The following is a 15958-nucleotide window of genomic DNA, read 5'->3' as shown; positions in this document are numbered from 1 at the left end:
CCCGGCAGCCCGGCCACCCCCGTACCGGCCGCCCCGTCCCCGTGCCGGCTCCCGAGAGACCCCCGCGCCCCCGCGGCACGCCCCGGGAGCCGGCCCGCGCCCTCACTCCGGTGCGACGAAGGGATGCCGGATCGCGGCCGGCGGCCAGGGCGCGGCGCTGGGCAGTACGCGGAAGCTGTGCGCGCCCGAGCCGACCGTGAAAGCCGCGCTGCCGTCCGGGAGTTGAACCTCCGCCATGGTGTTCGGCGGCACGACGGCCTCCACCACCACCTCGTCGCCCTCGACGCGCCAGCCCGCCTCGGCCCTGCCGTACGGGGTGTCGTGCGTGGCTCGCGCACGCGTGAGGTCGCCGCCGGGGACGGGCGCGATGCGCAGCCTGCGCCAGCCCGGTTCGGCGGAGGCGAGTCCGGCGACCGTACGGTGCAGCCAGTCGGCGACGGCCCCCAGCGCGTAGTGGTTGAAGGACGTCATCTCGCCGGGGTTGATGCTGCCGTCGGGGAGCATCGAGTCCCAGCGCTCCCACACCGTGGTCGCCCCCATGGTGACCGGGTAGAGCCAGGAGGGGCAGCCCTGCTCCAGCAGCATCCGGTAGGCGAGTTGCGGCTCGCCGGCCTGGCACAGCGCGTCGCAGATGAGCGGCGTACCGGCGAATCCGGTCGCGATCCGGAATCCTGACCGGCGCACGATCTGCGCCAACCGCCGCGATGCACCCTCGCGTTGACGCTCGTCCGGCAGCAGCGCGAAGCACAGGGCGAGCGCGTACGCGGTCTGCGCGTCGGAGCCGAGCCGGCCGTTGGGGGTGACGAACTCCGCGGCGAACGCGACCCGTACGGACGAGGCGAGCTTCCGGTACCGCTCGGCGTCCGCCCCCTCCCCCAGCAGGTCGGCCGCCCGCGCCAGCACCTCTGCCGAACGCACCAGATAGGCGTTCGCCACCAGGTCGCCGTCGGTGCGGGCCGCGCCCGGGTCCTCCGGCGGTGCTGCCGGGTCGAGCCAGTCGCCGAGCTGGAAGTCCTGCCGCCACAGCCCGTCGCCCTCTTCGGCGCGCCGCGCCGCGGTCTCCACCCAGGCCCGCATGGACGGGTACTGGGTACGCAGCACCTCCACGTCGCCGAAGCGCTCGTGGAGCACCCACGGCAGCAGCACCGCCACATCGGCCCACACGGCGTGGGCGCCCTGGAAACCCTCGGGCAGGATGTCGGGGACGACCAACGGCGGTACCGCGTCGTCCCGTTCGAGCTGTTCGGCGGCCAGGTCGCGCAGCCAGCCGGTGAGCATGCCGGAGCAGTCGTAGAGGAAGGACGCGGTGGGCGCGAAGACCTGGATGTCGCCGGTCCAGCCGAGGCGTTCGTCGCGCTGCGGGCAGTCGGTGGGCACGTCCAGGAAGTTGCCGCGCATGCCGCGGACCACGTTCTCGTGCAGCTGGCCGACCAGTTCGTCGGAGCACTCGAACCAGCCGGTGCGGCGCATGTCGGTGTGCAGCACCACCGCTTCGATGTCCGAAGAATCCAGCGTGCCGGGCCAGTCGGAGACCTCGGCGTAGCGGAAGCCGTGGAAGGTGAAGCGCGGCTCGTACGTCTCCACGCCCTCGCCGGCCAGCGTCCAGGAGTCCGTCGCGGCGGCGTCCCGCAGCGGCCGTACGCCCAACTCGCCGTTCTCCAGCACCTCCGCGTGCCGGAAGGTGACCGTGTGCCCGGCCGGACCGGAGGCCCGTACGCGCAGCCGGCCGACGACGTTCACGCCGAAGTCCAGCACCGTCCTGCCCGACGGCGTGGTCAGCACCTCTGCCACGGGGACCGTCTCCGTACGGCGCACCGGTGGGCCCGTCGGCGCCACCAACTCGGCTGTGGGCGCGCCGAGTACGGAGACGGGAGCCCAGGCGGAGTCGTCGAACCCGGGGAGGGTCCAGGCGCCGGGATCGCGGCGGGCGTCGTACTCCTCGCCGTCGTACAGTTCCGACCGCCGCAGCGCCCCCTCCCCCGCGCGCCAGTCCTCGTCGGTGCACACCGTGCGCACCGTGCCGTCCTCGAACTCCATCTCCAACTGGGCGAGCAGCGCCCGGTGTTCGCCGTAGATGTTGCGGCGCCCGCCGTGGAAGCCGAGCCGTCCCGTGTACCAGCCCTCGCCCAGCAGCGCCCCGAGCGCGTTGGTCCCCTGCCGCAGCAGCCCGGTCACGTCGAAGGTCTGGTAGCGCAGCCGGTGGCGGTACGAGGTCCAGCCGGGCGCGAGCACGTGGTCGCCGACGGGGCGCCCGTTGAGTTCGGCCTCGTACACGCCGTACGCGGTGACATACAGCCGCGCGGCCGCGACCGGCTTGTCCAGTGTGAACTCCCGCCGCAGCAGGGCGACCGGCAGAGGTTCCCGCGCGGCCTCCCGGTCCGGTGTGACCGGCCGGGCCGTCCAGTCGCCGGCCGTCAGCAGCCCCGCCTCCGCGTGGGTCGTCTCCGACCACGCGGACGGCTCCTCATCACCGGAGCCCCACACTCGTACCCGGATCCGCACCCGCTGCCGTGACTCCAGTGCGGGGCCGGGCCACGGCACGCGCACCGATTCCGCCGACGCGGTGCGCCCGGTGTCGCACAGCACGGAACCGTCCGGGCCGGTGATCTCCACCTGGTATGCGGCCTGTTGCCAGTCGGACCGGTCGGTGGCGGTGCGCCAGGACAGCCGAGGACGCGGCTCACCGATCCCCAACGGCTCCCGGTGGCTTTCCAGTACGGGGGCGTCGACCTGCATGCGCATCACTTCCAAGGTCCGGTTCCGGGCGGGGCAGGGGGTGCTGAGGCTGCCGGGTCTGCGCAGGAACCTAGGACGGATCTTTGAAACGTGTCAATAACGTCACGGTGACTCATCCGCTTCCCGGGCACGTCACGTAAACCTCGCCTTTCACCCCGCCACAACACCGCACCACAACTCTCCTCCGCGCAACGGATTCCGCTTCGACGTGCCGCGACCCTTGACACCGCGCCACGTTGCCGTGATGTTTCCTCGAAACGTTTCACAGCTCGTTCGGCGAGCTGCTGCCCGACACCTGAGCTGTCGTCCCCGACCGGCTCCCTGCCCCCGTCCCCCTTGTCCTCCGCTGCGGACGCGAGTGGCGACTCACCGCCGTCGCCTCCGCACCACCACGAGCCGGCGCTCCTCCCGCCCGGCGCCAACGGGCGTCTGTGGAAGGGCCGCTGACACGACACCCCGGAGAGTGCCGTGAGAGACAATCCCGCACCCGCGAGCACCAAGCCGCCCGCCATCTCCCGCTCCCACTGGAAACTGGCCGTGCTCAGCGGCGTCGCCTCCTATCTCGACTCCGGTCTCATCATCTCGGTGTCGCTGAGCATCGGTTTCTGGGCGGATCACTACGGCTTCTCCTCGTGGACGCTGGGCGCCCTGAGCGCCGTGCTGACCATCTGCATCGCCATCGGCTCGTTCGCGGGCGGCTGGCTGGCGGACCGGTTCGGCCGCCGCCGCCTCTACGGCATCGACATCCTGGTCTACGCCGTCGGCGCGCTGCTCATCCTCGGCGCCCCGAACGGGACCGTGGTCTTCACAGGCGTCGTCATCGCCGGCCTGGCGGCGGGCGCCGACCTTCCCACGTCCCTCGCGGTGGTCTCCGAGGCCTCTCCCGAGCACGCCCGCGGGCGGCTGGTGGGCTTCACGCAGACCATGTGGGTCATCGGCATCGGCGCCACCCAGATCGTCGGATTCGCCGTCTCCACACTGGAGTTCGCCGGCACCCGCATCCTCTTCGCGCACCTCGCCGTCGTGGCCGTGGTGACCTGGGCGCTGCGGCGCCGGATACGGCTGCCCGCACATCTGGAGAGCGTGGAGTCCGCGGGAGGCGGCGAGCAGCTGAACCTCCGTACGCTGCGGCAGCTCGGTTCCCGGCACGTCCTGCTGCCCCTCCTCGCGACGGGCTTCTTCTACATCGCGTGGAATCTCGGGGCCAACACCTTCGGACAGTTCGGCAATTACCTCCTCACCACCGTGAGCGGCGCCTCGCAGACCCTCGCCACCGGTCTCAACGTGGCCATGATCCCGCTCGGCCTGATCTGCTCCGTGCTCTTCGTACGGTTCGCCGACACCCCGTGGCGCAACAGGCTGTTCGCGGTGGCGGCCGTGGTGCAGGTCGGGGCCTTCGCCTTCGGAGCGGTCACCGGCGGCGCCGTCCTCGCCGCCATGATCGTCTTCGCGGTGCTCTACAACATCAGCAACCAGTTCGCCGGTGAGGGAACGTACAAGGTGTGGTCCCAGGAGCTCTTCCCGCCGCAGTTGAGGGCCACCGCGCAGGGCCTCACGTACGGGGTGTGCCGGTTCGTCGTGGCGATGGCGGCCCTGGTCACGCCCGCGTTGATGGAGGCGAGCGCGGCCGGTCTGCTGTGGGGGCTGACCGTCGGTATGGCGCTCGCCGGGCTCATCGGCGCGTACATCTCCCGGCGGCTCGCCCCGGCCCCCGGCCGCCTCACGACCGACGACGGCTCTCCCGGCGGCTCCGGTGCGTACGACGGCAGCCCGGTGCCTCTCAGCGCCGAGGGCCGCTGACCTCGGAGGCCCGCCGGCACGCCCGCGCCGGGGCCGGGCACTTCCCCCGCGCCGGGACCGAGGTCCTGCGCCACGAGGAAGAACGTCCCTGGTCCCGGCGCGGGCGCGGTGGTGTCCTCGGTCGGGCGGCGGGCCGATCCTCGCCGTCCGGCACCGGCACCTGACGCACGCACTGCCCGCGACCGCTCCCATCGCCCCCCCGGTCGCGCGGCAGCGGTCTCTCGTGGCAACGCGCCCCCGTGTCGGCGATCATGCCTGTGTGCCGGTCCGATGCGCCGCGACGGCAGGCGACAGGGCCGGACGAGGAAGGTGGCTGGGTGATGCGGTGTGGCAACGCCTCCTGACGACGGCCGCGGAATCTCCCGCGACCCGGGCCGCACCGGCTCCGGCTCCGGCGGACAGGCCCGGGACCCGTACGGCATCGCGGACCTCCTCGCCGACCAGCAGCACCGCGTACGGGCGTTCACCGCCCGCCAGGCGGCGGACGGGCCGACAGCGGAGCCGCCGGCCGGCGCCACGGCTCCTCGGGAAACAGCACTCCCGGAGCTGCCCGGGGCGCAGGAACTGCTGGACGCCATGCCGGTCGCCGCGATGCTGCTCGCTCCGGTCGTCACGGCGGACGGCGAGATCGGCGACTACATCTACGTGGCCCAGAACGCCGCTGCCCTGCAGTACGCGGAGACGTATCTGTCCGGCGTGCTGCCGCCGTGGCGCGGCCCGCTCCCGCTGTTCCGGCGTTTCCCGCACATGGCCGACACCGTCGTGCCCGCGCTGCTGGCCGAGGCGTACCGCACCGGCCGGGAGCAGGGTCCGGAGCCCGCGGAGTGGTACGTGGAGGATCCGCGCGGCGAGCCGGTGCGCATGAGCAGCGAGGTGCGGGCCGCCCGGTGCGGGGATCACATCCTGTTCACCTGGGAACAGGGGCACCGCGTACGCATGGCTCGGGAGGCGCAGCGGCTCGCCCGCGTGGGCTGGGCCGAGTGGGGTCTGGGGGACGGCCGGGTCGACGCGTCGCTGGGCCTGCATCTGGTGCTCGGGCTGGACCCCGGACAGGATCCGCCGAGCCTGCCGGAACTGGCCCTCATGGCGTCTCCCGACAGCGGTGCGGAGTTCCACGGGCTGCTCGACGCCGTACTGCGGCGGGAGCGGACCGGCGAGTGCGACCTGCGCCTCGGTCACGAACAGGGCGAGCGGGTCGTCCGCTTCGTGGCCGAGCCGGTACGGCTCCCGCACGGCCCGGTGTGGTCCGTACGCGCCGTGCTGCGGGACGTCACCGAGGTGGGCCGCAGCCGTGAACTGGCGGAACGGGCGCAGGCGGAGGCGCGTGCGCAGCGCGAGCGCGCCGACGCCGTCGCGGAGATCGCCGGACGGCTGCGTGAGGCGGTGCTTCCGCGGCTGTCCGCCGAACTGGCCCTGCACGGGCTGGAGTCGGCCGCCGTGTACCGGCCCGACGCGGGCGAGGCGGGCGTCGGCGGCGACTGGTACAAGACGCGCGTGCTGCCCAACGGCCGCGTGCTGGTCGCCCTGGGCGACGCGCGCGGGCACGGCCTCGACGCGGTCGCCCTGATGGCCAAGCTGCGCTACGCGCTCGCCGGGCTCGCCTACACGGGCACCGGCGTGGAACAGCTCACGTCCTGGCTCAACGAGGCGGCCTGCGACGACGGCACCGAGTCCACCACCACCGCGATCATCGCCCGCTACCACCCGGAGCGTTCGCTGCTGCGCTGGACCTGCGCGGGCCACCCGTGCCCCGTCCTGGTGAGGGACGGCCGCGCACGCCTGCTGCGTCCGCCGCTGCACGGGCCCGGGCTGCCGCTGGGCGTGCTGCCCGGCACCACGTACGAAGCCGCGGAGACGGAACTGCGCCCCGGTGACGTCCTGTTGCTCTACTCCGACGGCCTGATCGAACGCCGCGACTGCGACCTGGACGACGGGATCGCCGCTCTCCTGGCCGCGGCCGAACGCTGCGCCCAGCACGCCCTCGGGCCCGGCCCCGGCGGTCTCCAGTCCTACGCGGACGCCCTCGTGAAGAGCCTGACGCAGCATCACCAGACCGACGACGCCACGGTGCTGGCCTTCCGCCGCACGCAGTGAACGGACCCACTGGCCGGCCGTCATGCGAAAAGCCCCTCCGCCTCCGGCGCGGTGGCCGGGGGCGAAGGGGCAATGCGCTGTGGGGTGTTACGCGCCGCTCGCGTCGAGCATGCCGTCGCGCTCGACGACCTTCACGCGCTCGCGGCCCTGCGGCTCGCCGAGGGAACGCTCGTGCGCGTCGAGGCGGTACCAGTCCTCCCAGGTGGTGAACCGTACGCCGCGCTCACGCAGGAACGCCTCGATCGCGTCCTCCTCCGGCGCGCTCGGGGCGGCCAGGCGGCCGGCCTCGTGGTCCTCCAGGAGGCACGCGACGGTCTCGTTGGCGTCGCCCTTGGTGTGGCCGATGAGGCCGACGGGCCCGCGCTTGATCCAGCCGGTGACGTAGGTGGACGTCATGTGCGCGCCGTCGCCGTCCAGGACGCGGCCGGCCTCGTGCGGCACGGTGCCGGAGCCGGTGTCGAACGGCAGCTTGGCGAGCTCCTCGGAGAGGTAGCCGACCGCCCGGTATACGGACTGGACGTCCCAGTCGTTGAAACGGCCGGTGCCGCGCACGGCGCCGCTGCCGTCGAGCTCGGTGCGCTCCGTACGCAGTCCGACGACCTTGCCGTCCTCACCGAGCACCTCGGTCGGCGACTCGAAGAAGTGCAGGTAGAGCTTGTGCGGACGGTCGCCGGCGTCCCGGATGGCCCACTTCTCCAGGGTGTTGGCGACCATGTCGGCCTGCTTGTTGCTGCGGCGGGTCTCGATGGAGCCGTCGTCGTACTCGATGTCCTCGGGGTCGACGATGACCTCGACGTTCGGCGAGTGGTCGAGCTCGCGCAGCTCCATGGGGCTGAACTTCGCCTGCGCCGGGCCGCGGCGGCCGAAGACGTGCACCTCTTGCGCCTTGTTGGCCTTGAGGCCGTCGTAGACGTTCGGCGGGATCTCCGTGCTCAGCAGCTCGTCGGCGGTCTTCGACAGCATGCGCGCGATGTCGAGCGCGACGTTGCCCACGCCGAGGACGGCGACCTTCTCGGCCTCCAGCGGCCAGGTGCGCGGGACCTCGGGGTGCCCGTCGTACCAGGACACGAAGTCGGCGGCGCCGTACGAGCCCTCCAGGTCCATGCCCGGGATGTCGAGCGGGCGGTCGGCGCTGGCGCCGGTGGAGAAGATGACGGCGTCGTAGAAGGAGTGGAGATCGTCCAGGGTGATGTCCCCCGGGTAGTCCACATTGCCGAACAGCCGGATCTGCGGCTTGTCCAGCACCTTGTGGAGCGCGTCGACGATTCCCTTGATCCGCGGGTGGTCGGGCGCCACGCCGTAACGGATGAGGCCGAAGGGCGCCGGGAGCCGCTCGAACAGATCGATCGAGACGCCGGGATCGGCGGCGGCCTCGGACTTCAGCAGGGCGTCGGCGGCGTAGATCCCGGCCGGACCGGCACCGACGACAGCCACCCGTATCGCACGTGACATGGAACGACCTTTCCTCTTGGAGCGCTGCACACCATACTTGATCGAAGTTAGGTGTACCTAACCGCCCCCTGAGCAGGCCGTTCCGGGAGAGATTCCGGGATCGCCGATGAGTTCTGGCGCTCGGGACAGTCTGTACTGCCGTGATCCCACACGTCGGTCGCGCCCACGATGTGAGACCGAAAGCAATAACATGTGAGACGGAGCATGAACTCCCTCCCCAGGCACGTGGCCGGCTCCGGGCGGGCGGCGCGTTCCCGGGGTCACCGGCCCAACCAATGGAACGCTTGCTGACGGGTCCGGTTCCGCTGCGCATCCTGGATGCGGTCCCTGCGGCCGGGCTCGTCCCTGTGTCCGGAACCGCGTCACGGGCGTCAGGGACCGGAACGGCGGCCGTGCCGGGGCTCCCCGGTGCGCAGGGCCGCCAACTCGCCGGCATCCGCAGACCGTTGGGAGAGCTCCATGCCCCACCCGCCGACCACGCCGACCGGATCCGCGCCGCCCGGAAACGCTCCGACAGAAGACACACAGGCCGACGACGCACAGGCCGAGGGCGCTCCGGCCGACGACGCGCAGACCGAGCTCGGCCGGCTGCTCGCGGAGGTCCAGGCGCAGATCAAGACGGACGACCCGCGGCTCGCGGAGATCGTCCGCTCCGCCGTCACACACCTGCACGCCTTCGTCCGCGAAGTACGCCCCACCGAGCGGGAGTGGCTGGCCGGTCTGGACTTCCTCGCCCGTACGGGGCAGGCCTGTACCGATACGCGCGACGAATTCATCCTGCTGTCCGACATGTTGGGGCTCACCTCGGCCGTGGACGAGGTCAACCACGCGGGCCCGTCGGAGGCGACGCCGTCGTCGGTCGAGGGCCCGTTCCACTCCCCCGCGCCGGCCCGCCCGTCGGGCGCGTGGCTGGCAGAGGGGCCGGAACGCGAACGCGGCGAGCAGATGGTCGTGCACGGGCAGGTCAGCGACTGCGCGGGCAAGTCGATCCACGGCGCCACGGTGGACATCTGGCAGGCCGACGACGCCGGCCACTACGACACACAGGATTCCGCGCAGCCGCCCGGGAACCTGAGGGCGCTGCTCACGACGGAGGCGGACGGACTGTACTGGTTCCGCAGCGTGCTCCCGAGCAGCTACCCCGTGCCCACCGACGGACCGGTCGGCGAGCTGCTCACGGCACTCGGCCGGCACCCGATGCGTCCCGCGCACATCCATCTCCGCGTGGAGGCCGAGGGCTACCGGCCCGTCACCACGCACGTGTTCGTCGCCGGCGACCCCTATCTGGACTCCGACGCCGCGTTCGCCGTCAAGGACGCGCTCGTCGTCACCCCGCAGCCCGTCGACGACCCGGTGGCGGCCCAACGGTGGGCGGTGGAGGGGCCGTTCCTCGACTTCACCTTCGACGTACGCCTCGCCGCCCTCGACGGCAGCGATTCGGCGGCCGGAGCAGCGACGGAGGTGGCGCGGTGAGGTTCGTCGGACTGCGCGACGGGCGTGACACGCTCGTCGGGGCCGTGACGGGTGACCGTGTCACCTCGCTGGCCGACGTCCGCGACTTCTACGCGGACTTGCCCAAGTGGACCGCGTACGCGCGTGAACTCACCCACGGCGACCAGCCGTTGGCCGAGGTGGTGCAGGCGCCGCCGGTCCCGCCGTCGGCGCGGGTGCTGTGTCTCGGGCTCAACTACCGTGCCCACGCCGAGGAAGGCGTCTACGGCGTTCCCGACCATCCGACGCTGTTCGGCAGATGGACATCGTCGCTGTCGGTGGACGGCGTCCCGGTCCCGGTGCCCGCGAACGAGCCGGGGCTCGACTGGGAGGGGGAGATAGCCGCCGTCGTCGGCGCGCGGCTCGCGGACGCCGACGAGGCGACGGCCGAGTCGTCCGTCCTCGGCTACGCCCTCTTCAACGACCTCACCGCGCGCACCGCACAGAAGCTCACCGCGCAGTGGACGCTCGGCAAGAACGCCGACCGCAGCGGCCCGATGGGGCCGATCGTGACGGCCGACGAGACCGGCCCGCTCACGGCCGGGCTGCGGCTGACGACCCGTGTCAACGGCGAACCGGTCCAGGACGGCAACACCCGCGACATGATCTTCGGCGTCGGGTCCGTACTGTCCCTCGCCAGCCGCACCTTCACCCTCGAACCCGGAGACGTCCTGGTCACCGGCACCCCCGAAGGCGTCGGCTACACCCGCACCCCGCCGCGCTTCCTGCGGCCGGGCGACGTGGTCGAAGTGGAGGCCGAACGCCTCGGTACCCTCCGCACGCCGGTCGTCGCCAAGGACCCGCCGGGAGCAGGCCAGTTGAGTGCCGGGCGGTCCGGCGGGGAGCGGCGATGAACAGCGCCTCTCTCGGGAACGTCCCCGGTCACCTCCCCGCTCACGTTCCGGTGCTCATCGCCGGTGGCGGGCCGAGCGGTCTCGCGGCCGCGATCGAACTCGGCCGGGCCGGCATCCGCTGCTGCGTGGTCGAGCCGCGCGAGACGCCGGCTGCCGGCCGGCCGCGGGCCAAGACCACGAGCGCGCGCACGATGGAACTCCTGCGCCGCTGGGGGCTGGCGGACCGGGTACGGGCGGCTGCCCCGCTGCCCGTCTCGTACGCGCAGAACGTCGTCTTCTGCACCGGGCTGACGGGTCATGAGATCACGCGGTTCCGCAACGCGTTCGCCCTGCACACGGAGCGCCGTGACGAGTTCGCCGAGTGCGGGCAGCAGATCCCGCAGCCCGTCGTGGAGGAGGTCCTGCGCGAAGCGGTGAACGAGCTCCCCGCCGTCACCTTCCTGACCGGCCACCGCCTGCTGGAGGCGGAGGACGGACCGCACGGCTTACGGGCGACCGTCGCCGGGCCGGACGGCCGGGCCCGTACGGTCACCGCCGACTACCTGCTCGGCTGCGACGGCGCGAGCGGGGTGTGCCGGGCCGCCATCGGTGCACGGTATTCGGGCAGCAGCGGCGAACTGCCCAACCTCAACGTCACGTTCAGCGCACCGGAGTTGACCGAGAAGGCCTTCGCCGCGCCCGCCGTGCACTACTGGGTCGTCGGCCAGGCCGCGGGCGGCATCGTCGGCAGGCTGGACCTCGACGGCACGTGGTGGGCCATCGTCCAGGGCGTCGACGCCCGTACGCAGCGGGTCGATCCGGCGTCGCTGGTACGGCAGTTGACGGGCGCGGACATCGACGTACGGGTACGGGCCACCGATCCGTGGTCGGCCCGTATGCTCCTCGTCGACCGCTACCGGGGCGAGCGGGTCTTCCTCGTCGGCGACGCCGCACACCTCAACCCGCCCTGGGGCGGGCACGGTTACAACACCTGTGTCGGCGACGCGGTAAACCTCGCCTGGAAACTGGCAGCCGTACTGCAGGGCTGGGCCGGGCCCGCGCTGCTGGACAGCTACGAGCCGGAGCGCCGGCCGGTCGCCGAGCAGACCATCGCCGACGCGGCCTCCCAGGAATCCCGGCTGGCCCCGGCGTTCGCGCACCCCGACCTCGACGCGGACACCCCCGCCGGAGCCGGCCGACGGGCAGTGGTGGCGGAGGAACTCCAGGCGAAGCAGGGCGAGTTCCACAGTCTCGGCCTGGTGCTCGGCTACCACTACGCGGGCTCCCCCGCCGTGGTGGACGACGGCACCGCGCCGCCCGCGCACCGGCCCATGACGTACCACGGCTCGGCCTGTCCGGGCGCCCGGCTGCCGCACCGCTGGCTGCCCGACGGCTCTTCCCTCTACGACCGTCTGGGCCCGGGCTTCACCCTGCTCCGGCTCGACGGCCGCGCCGCCACGGCACCCTTCACCGAGGCCGCCGCCGCACGCGGCGTCCCCCTCACCGTCCTCGACCTCCCCCACCTCCCCGACGCCGCGTCCTACGGCGCCCCGCTCCTGCTCATACGCCCGGACCAGCACATCGCCTGGCGCGGACACGACGCGTCCGGGGCCGGAACGGTCCTCGACACGGCCCGCGGCGCCGTCCGCGCGCCCTTGCGCGGATCGGGAGCCCATATGGCATGAACCCCCGCCCACGCGCGGCTCGTTGGGGCCCCGCACCTGCCCGTACGTGCCGCGCCTGCGGCCCGGCGCGCGAAGAAGGGTGAGCGGCCCACCGTACGGGCCGTCTCACCCCCGCTTCCGGTCAGTGGATGTGCGAGCCGCCGTTGATGTCGTAGGTGACGCCGGTGAGGTATTCGGACTCCGGGCGGGCCAGGAAGGCGATGACGTCGGCGACGTCCGTGACGGTGCCGGTGCGGCCCATCGGGATGTCGGCGACCATCGCGGCCTTGCGCTCCGGGTCGAGCTTGCCGGCGGTGATGTCGGTGTCGATCAGGCCGGGCGCCACGGAGTTGACGGTGACGCCGGAGGGGCCCAACTCCCGTGCCAGGGCGCGGGAGAAGCCGAGGAGCGCCGCCTTCGCCGCCGAGTAGGCGACGCCGCCGAAGACGCCGCCGCCGCGTTCCGCTGACACGGAGGAGAGGTGGATGATCCGGCCGAAGCCGCGTTCGGCCATGCCGGAGGCGAGGCGCTGGGTCACCAGGAAGCTGCCGCGGACGTTGACGTCGAAGATGCGGTCCCACTCCTCGGCGGAGACGTCGAGGAAGCGGGTCGGCGAGGTGATGCCGGCGTTGTTGACCAGGGCGCCGACGGGCGGCAGCGCGGCCTCGACGGTCTCCACGGCGGCGTTCACCGCGTCGGCGTCCGTCACATCGGCCGCCGCGCCCAGCGCCTGCACGCCGTACGCCTCGGCCACTTCACGCGCGGTGTCCTCCGCGGCTTCCTTGTCGATGTCGAGGACGGCGATGTGGTAGCCGCCGGCGGCCAGGGCCCGCGCCGTGGCCCTGCCGATGCCGCGGGGGGAACCGGCGCCGGTGATGACGGCGGTGCGGGGGGTGGCGGAAGAAGCGGTCATGGTGAATCTCCTTGTGAGAAGCGGGGGTTGGGAGGGGCTGTTCAGGGGCGGGAGGGCGCGGCCGCGGCGTCCGCGAGCAGGGCCGAGATCGCTGCTCCGGCCTGTGCCGCGGCGGCGGGCCGGTCCTCGTCCCGTACGTCGTTCGTCTCCAGTTCGAGGCTGTAGTGGCCCGCGTAACCGGTGGCTGTCAGGTGGCGGATCAAGGCAGCGAAGTCGACGTCTCCGCGGCCGATGCTCCGGTGGATGTCGCCGCGTACGGCATCGCGCAGGTGGACGTGCGCCAGGCGGTCGCCGAAGCCGCGCGCCGCTTCGACGCAGTCGCCGCCCGAGGCGACCACGTGACTCGCGTCCAGTACGAACTGGACCTCGGCCGCCCCCAGTTCACCCATGAGGCGCAGGGCTCGGGGAAGGTCGTGGCACAGCCGCATGGAGTGCGGCGCCTCGGCGTACAGTGCTAGGCCGTCCCGCGCCAGGAGGCCCGCCGCCGTGGTCAGAGAGGCCGCGACCGCCCGTACGGCCTGCTCTTCGTCGTCGCGCGGCTCCGTGCCGTGCGCACCGCACGGGAGGGTGATGGAGGACGCGCCGGTCAACTGGGCAAGACGAGCGAGCGGTTGGAGGCGCGTACCGATGCCGGCAGGCGTCAGTGCCGGGTCGTCCAGCGCGCCGATGTCGGCGTTGACCGTACGGACGCGCAGCCCGCTCGCGGCGACCTGTGCGGCGATCGACTCGATGCGCTCCGGCGGCAGCGGTACGGGAACGTGGTCGCAGACACCGGGCAGGGCACCGAGGTCGATCTCGGCGAAACCGGCCCGCACGATCTGCCGCAGCGCCTCCTCCAGGGGCAGCCGGCGCAGCGAGATCGTGCTGCACCCGACGCGCGGGTCGATGCGGGCGCCCGCGGCCGAGCCGGTCCCGAGCGTCACAGCGCCTCCCGGACGCGGGACTTGATGCCCTCGACGGACAGCCCGTACCGGTCGTGCAGGGTGGGCAGCGCGCCCGCGGCCAGGAACTCGTCGGGCAGGCTGACCGGCAGGATCCGCCGCCCCTGCCCGGCGAACGCCAGGCAGGAGGCCACGGACTCGGCCAGGCCGCCGACGACCGTGTGGTTCTCCAGCGTCACCACGAGCCGGTCCCCGGCGGTCTCACGCAGGATCGCCTCGCGGTCCAGCGGCTTGATCGTCGGTACGTGCAGGACGGCCGTGTCGATGTGGTCGGCCTCCAGCTCACGTGCCGCACTCAGCGCCCGCGTCGTCATCAGGCCCGTGGAGATGAACAACACGTCGCGTCCGGTGCGCAGTTCGGCCGCCTTCCCCGGTACGAAGCGGTAGTCGTACTCGTCGAGCACGGTGGGCACGGCGCCGCGCAGCAGCCGCAGATAGGTGGGCCCGGGGGTGTCGGCCAGCGCGGGGACGGCCTGTTCGATGTCCACGGAGTCGGCCGGGTCGACGATGGTGAGGCCCGGTACGCCGCGCAGGATGGCCAGGTCCTCGGTGGCCTGGTGGCTGGGCCCGTAGCCGGTGGTGAGGCCGGGCAGCGCGCCGACGATGTTGACGTTGAGCCCGGGTTCGGCGATGTCCAGGCAGAGGAAGTCGTAGGCGCGGCGGGTGGCGAAGACGGAGTAGGTGGAGGCGAACGGGAGCAGCCCGACCTCCGCCATGCCGGCGGCGGCGCCCAGCATGGACTGTTCCGCCATGCCCATCTGGAAGAACCGGTCCGGGTGGGCCTCGCGGAAGATGTGCATGTCGGTGTACTTGGCCAGGTCGGCGGAGAGCCCGACGATCTCCCGGCGTTCCTGGGCGAGTCGGTCGAGCGCGTGGCCGAACGGGGCCTTGGCGATGCGCTGTCCCTCCTCGGCGATCGAGGCGATCATGGCCGAGGTGGTGAGCTTGCGGGGCGCGTCCTTGGCGGCTGCGGGGGCGTTCATGGTGCGGTTCCCTTTCTGGGGAGGGCGAGACAGGGGCCGGGAAGAGCGGTGCGGGGCCGGGGAGTTCAGGCGGTGCGGGCCGTCACGGGCGCCCGTGTCCCTCCTCCAGCTGGTCCCTGGCGATCTGCCACTCGTGCTCCTCGACCCGCAGGAAGTGCGCCTTCTCGCGGGTCTCCAACATGGGTACGCCGCGCCCGATGCGGGTGTCGCAGATCAGCACGGACGGCGAACCGCGGTGTGCCCGGGCCTCGTCGAAGGCGGCCACGAGCGCTTCCATGTCGTTGCCGTCCACCCGGATCGCGTGCCAGCCGAACGCCTCCCACTTGTCGGTGACCGGCTCGGTACGCAGCACACCGCTGGTGGGGCCGTCCGCCTGCAGGGCGTTGACGTCGACGATCGCGGTCACGTTGTCCAGCCCGTGGTGCGCGCACCCCAACGCGGCCTCCCACGTGGAGCCTTCGTCGAGCTCGCCGTCCGACAGCAGGTTGTAGACGCGCGCGTCGCTGCCCTGGAGCCGCAGGCCGAGGGCCATACCGGCGGCGATGCCGAGTCCGTGGCCGAGCGAGCCGCCGGAGATCTCCATGCCGGGCGTGTACGAGGCCATGCCGGACATGGGCAGCCGGGATCCGTCACTGCCGTACGTGTCCAGCTCGTCGGGGTGCAGGATGCCCGCCTCCGCGAGGGCCGCGTACAGGGCGATGGCGTAGTGCCCGATGGACAGCAGGAAGCGGTCCCGTTCCGCCCAATCGGGCTCGTGGGGCCGGTGGTTGAGCGCGTCCTTGTAGGCGACGGCGAGGATGTCGGCCACTCCGAGGGCCTGGCCGATGTAGCCCTGGCCCTGCACTTCGCCCATGTCGAGGGCGTACCGCCGGATGCGGTACGCGGCATCGCGCAGCTCCCGGATGCGGCGCGCGTGCGCCGATCCGTCGTCAACGCCCGCCGTGGCGGGGCTCGTTGCCGGGTCGGTGGTGGATGCGGTCGAGGTCACTGTTCCTCACTTCTCGGTTGACGCGGCGGCTTCCGTTGGGGCCGCCAGTCGGTCGGCGCGGGT

At 72.6% G+C, this 15958-nt stretch carries 11 protein-coding genes; 5 read left to right on the top strand and 6 right to left on the bottom strand.

What is annotated here, in order from left to right; translation table 11 throughout:
- Positions 1 to 102: 102 nt before the first annotated feature.
- Positions 103 to 2742: a family 78 glycoside hydrolase catalytic domain gene (locus tag AC3AGO_RS33915; protein WP_487824127.1), complete on the bottom strand. Its 2640-nt coding sequence runs from the start codon at positions 2740 to 2742 to the stop codon at positions 103 to 105.
- Between the two features lie 462 nt (positions 2743 to 3204).
- Between AC3AGO_RS33915 and AC3AGO_RS33910 the strand changes: the two genes are divergently transcribed.
- Together AC3AGO_RS33910 and AC3AGO_RS33905 are read left to right on the top strand one after the other, a co-directional pair.
- Positions 3205 to 4536 (top strand): MFS transporter, encoded by a 1332-nt coding sequence (locus AC3AGO_RS33910; protein WP_487824126.1) that lies wholly within the window; start codon positions 3205 to 3207, stop codon positions 4534 to 4536.
- Positions 4537 to 4863: 327 nt separating this feature from the next.
- Positions 4864 to 6630, top strand: coding sequence for a PP2C family protein-serine/threonine phosphatase (locus AC3AGO_RS33905; RefSeq protein ID WP_487824125.1), 1767 nt, complete (start codon positions 4864 to 4866; stop codon positions 6628 to 6630).
- An 87-nt stretch (positions 6631 to 6717) separates the two neighbouring features.
- Here AC3AGO_RS33905 and AC3AGO_RS33900 read toward each other — a convergent pair whose 3' ends face one another.
- The gene (locus tag AC3AGO_RS33900; protein ID WP_487824124.1) at positions 6718 to 8082 is read right to left on the bottom strand and encodes an FAD-dependent oxidoreductase; all 1365 of its coding nucleotides are present in this window, start codon (positions 8080 to 8082) and stop codon (positions 6718 to 6720) included.
- A gap of 459 nt (positions 8083 to 8541) precedes the next feature.
- On the opposite strand from AC3AGO_RS33900, the gene AC3AGO_RS33895 reads away from it, so the two are divergent.
- The 3 genes from AC3AGO_RS33895 to AC3AGO_RS33885 are packed head-to-tail and all read left to right on the top strand — an operon-like array spanning position 8542 to position 12091.
- Positions 8542 to 9555, top strand: a complete 1014-nt coding sequence (locus tag AC3AGO_RS33895) for a dioxygenase family protein (RefSeq protein ID WP_487824123.1) — start codon at positions 8542 to 8544, stop codon at positions 9553 to 9555.
- A complete protein-coding gene (locus AC3AGO_RS33890) occupies positions 9552 to 10427 on the top strand; it encodes a fumarylacetoacetate hydrolase family protein (protein WP_487824122.1) in 876 nt (291 codons plus the stop codon). The genes AC3AGO_RS33895 and AC3AGO_RS33890 overlap by 4 nt, the downstream gene beginning before the upstream one ends.
- Positions 10424 to 12091, top strand: coding sequence for an FAD-dependent monooxygenase (locus tag AC3AGO_RS33885; RefSeq protein WP_487824121.1), 1668 nt, complete (start codon positions 10424 to 10426; stop codon positions 12089 to 12091). The genes AC3AGO_RS33890 and AC3AGO_RS33885 overlap by 4 nt, the downstream gene beginning before the upstream one ends.
- A 121-nt stretch (positions 12092 to 12212) precedes the next feature.
- On the opposite strand, the gene AC3AGO_RS33880 is transcribed toward AC3AGO_RS33885, so the two are convergent.
- From AC3AGO_RS33880 to AC3AGO_RS33865, 4 genes are all read right to left on the bottom strand, one after another.
- The gene (locus AC3AGO_RS33880) at positions 12213 to 12983 is read right to left on the bottom strand and encodes an SDR family NAD(P)-dependent oxidoreductase (RefSeq protein ID WP_487824120.1); all 771 of its coding nucleotides are present in this window, start codon (positions 12981 to 12983) and stop codon (positions 12213 to 12215) included.
- Between the two features lie 41 nt (positions 12984 to 13024).
- Positions 13025 to 13906: a sugar phosphate isomerase/epimerase family protein gene (locus tag AC3AGO_RS33875; protein WP_487824119.1), complete on the bottom strand. Its 882-nt coding sequence runs from the start codon at positions 13904 to 13906 to the stop codon at positions 13025 to 13027.
- Complete coding sequence (locus AC3AGO_RS33870) at positions 13903 to 14907, bottom strand: transketolase family protein (RefSeq protein WP_487824118.1); 1005 nt, start codon at positions 14905 to 14907, stop codon at positions 13903 to 13905. The genes AC3AGO_RS33875 and AC3AGO_RS33870 overlap by 4 nt, the downstream gene beginning before the upstream one ends.
- A gap of 82 nt (positions 14908 to 14989) precedes the next feature.
- Positions 14990 to 15895: a transketolase gene (locus AC3AGO_RS33865; protein ID WP_487824117.1), complete on the bottom strand. Its 906-nt coding sequence runs from the start codon at positions 15893 to 15895 to the stop codon at positions 14990 to 14992.
- Between the last annotated feature and the right edge of the window lie 63 nt (positions 15896 to 15958).

The sequence above is a fragment of the Streptomyces sp. BL1 genome (genome assembly GCF_057628045.1).
This window is presented reverse-complemented; position numbering and strand designations above follow the sequence as displayed.

What these genes read in the sequence shown, in the direction of transcription:
- AC3AGO_RS33915 (WP_487824127.1), bottom strand. Translation starts at nt 2,742, where the DNA reads ATGCGCATGCAGGTCGACGCCCCCGTACTGGAAAGCCACCGGGAGCCG.
- AC3AGO_RS33895 (WP_487824123.1), top strand. Translation starts at nt 8,542, where the DNA reads ATGCCCCACCCGCCGACCACGCCGACCGGATCCGCGCCGCCCGGAAAC.
- AC3AGO_RS33870 (WP_487824118.1), bottom strand. Translation starts at nt 14,907, where the DNA reads ATGAACGCCCCCGCAGCCGCCAAGGACGCGCCCCGCAAGCTCACCACC.
- AC3AGO_RS33880 (WP_487824120.1), bottom strand. Translation starts at nt 12,983, where the DNA reads ATGACCGCTTCTTCCGCCACCCCCCGCACCGCCGTCATCACCGGCGCC.
- AC3AGO_RS33885 (WP_487824121.1), top strand. Translation starts at nt 10,424, where the DNA reads ATGAACAGCGCCTCTCTCGGGAACGTCCCCGGTCACCTCCCCGCTCAC.
- AC3AGO_RS33900 (WP_487824124.1), bottom strand. Translation starts at nt 8,082, where the DNA reads ATGTCACGTGCGATACGGGTGGCTGTCGTCGGTGCCGGTCCGGCCGGG.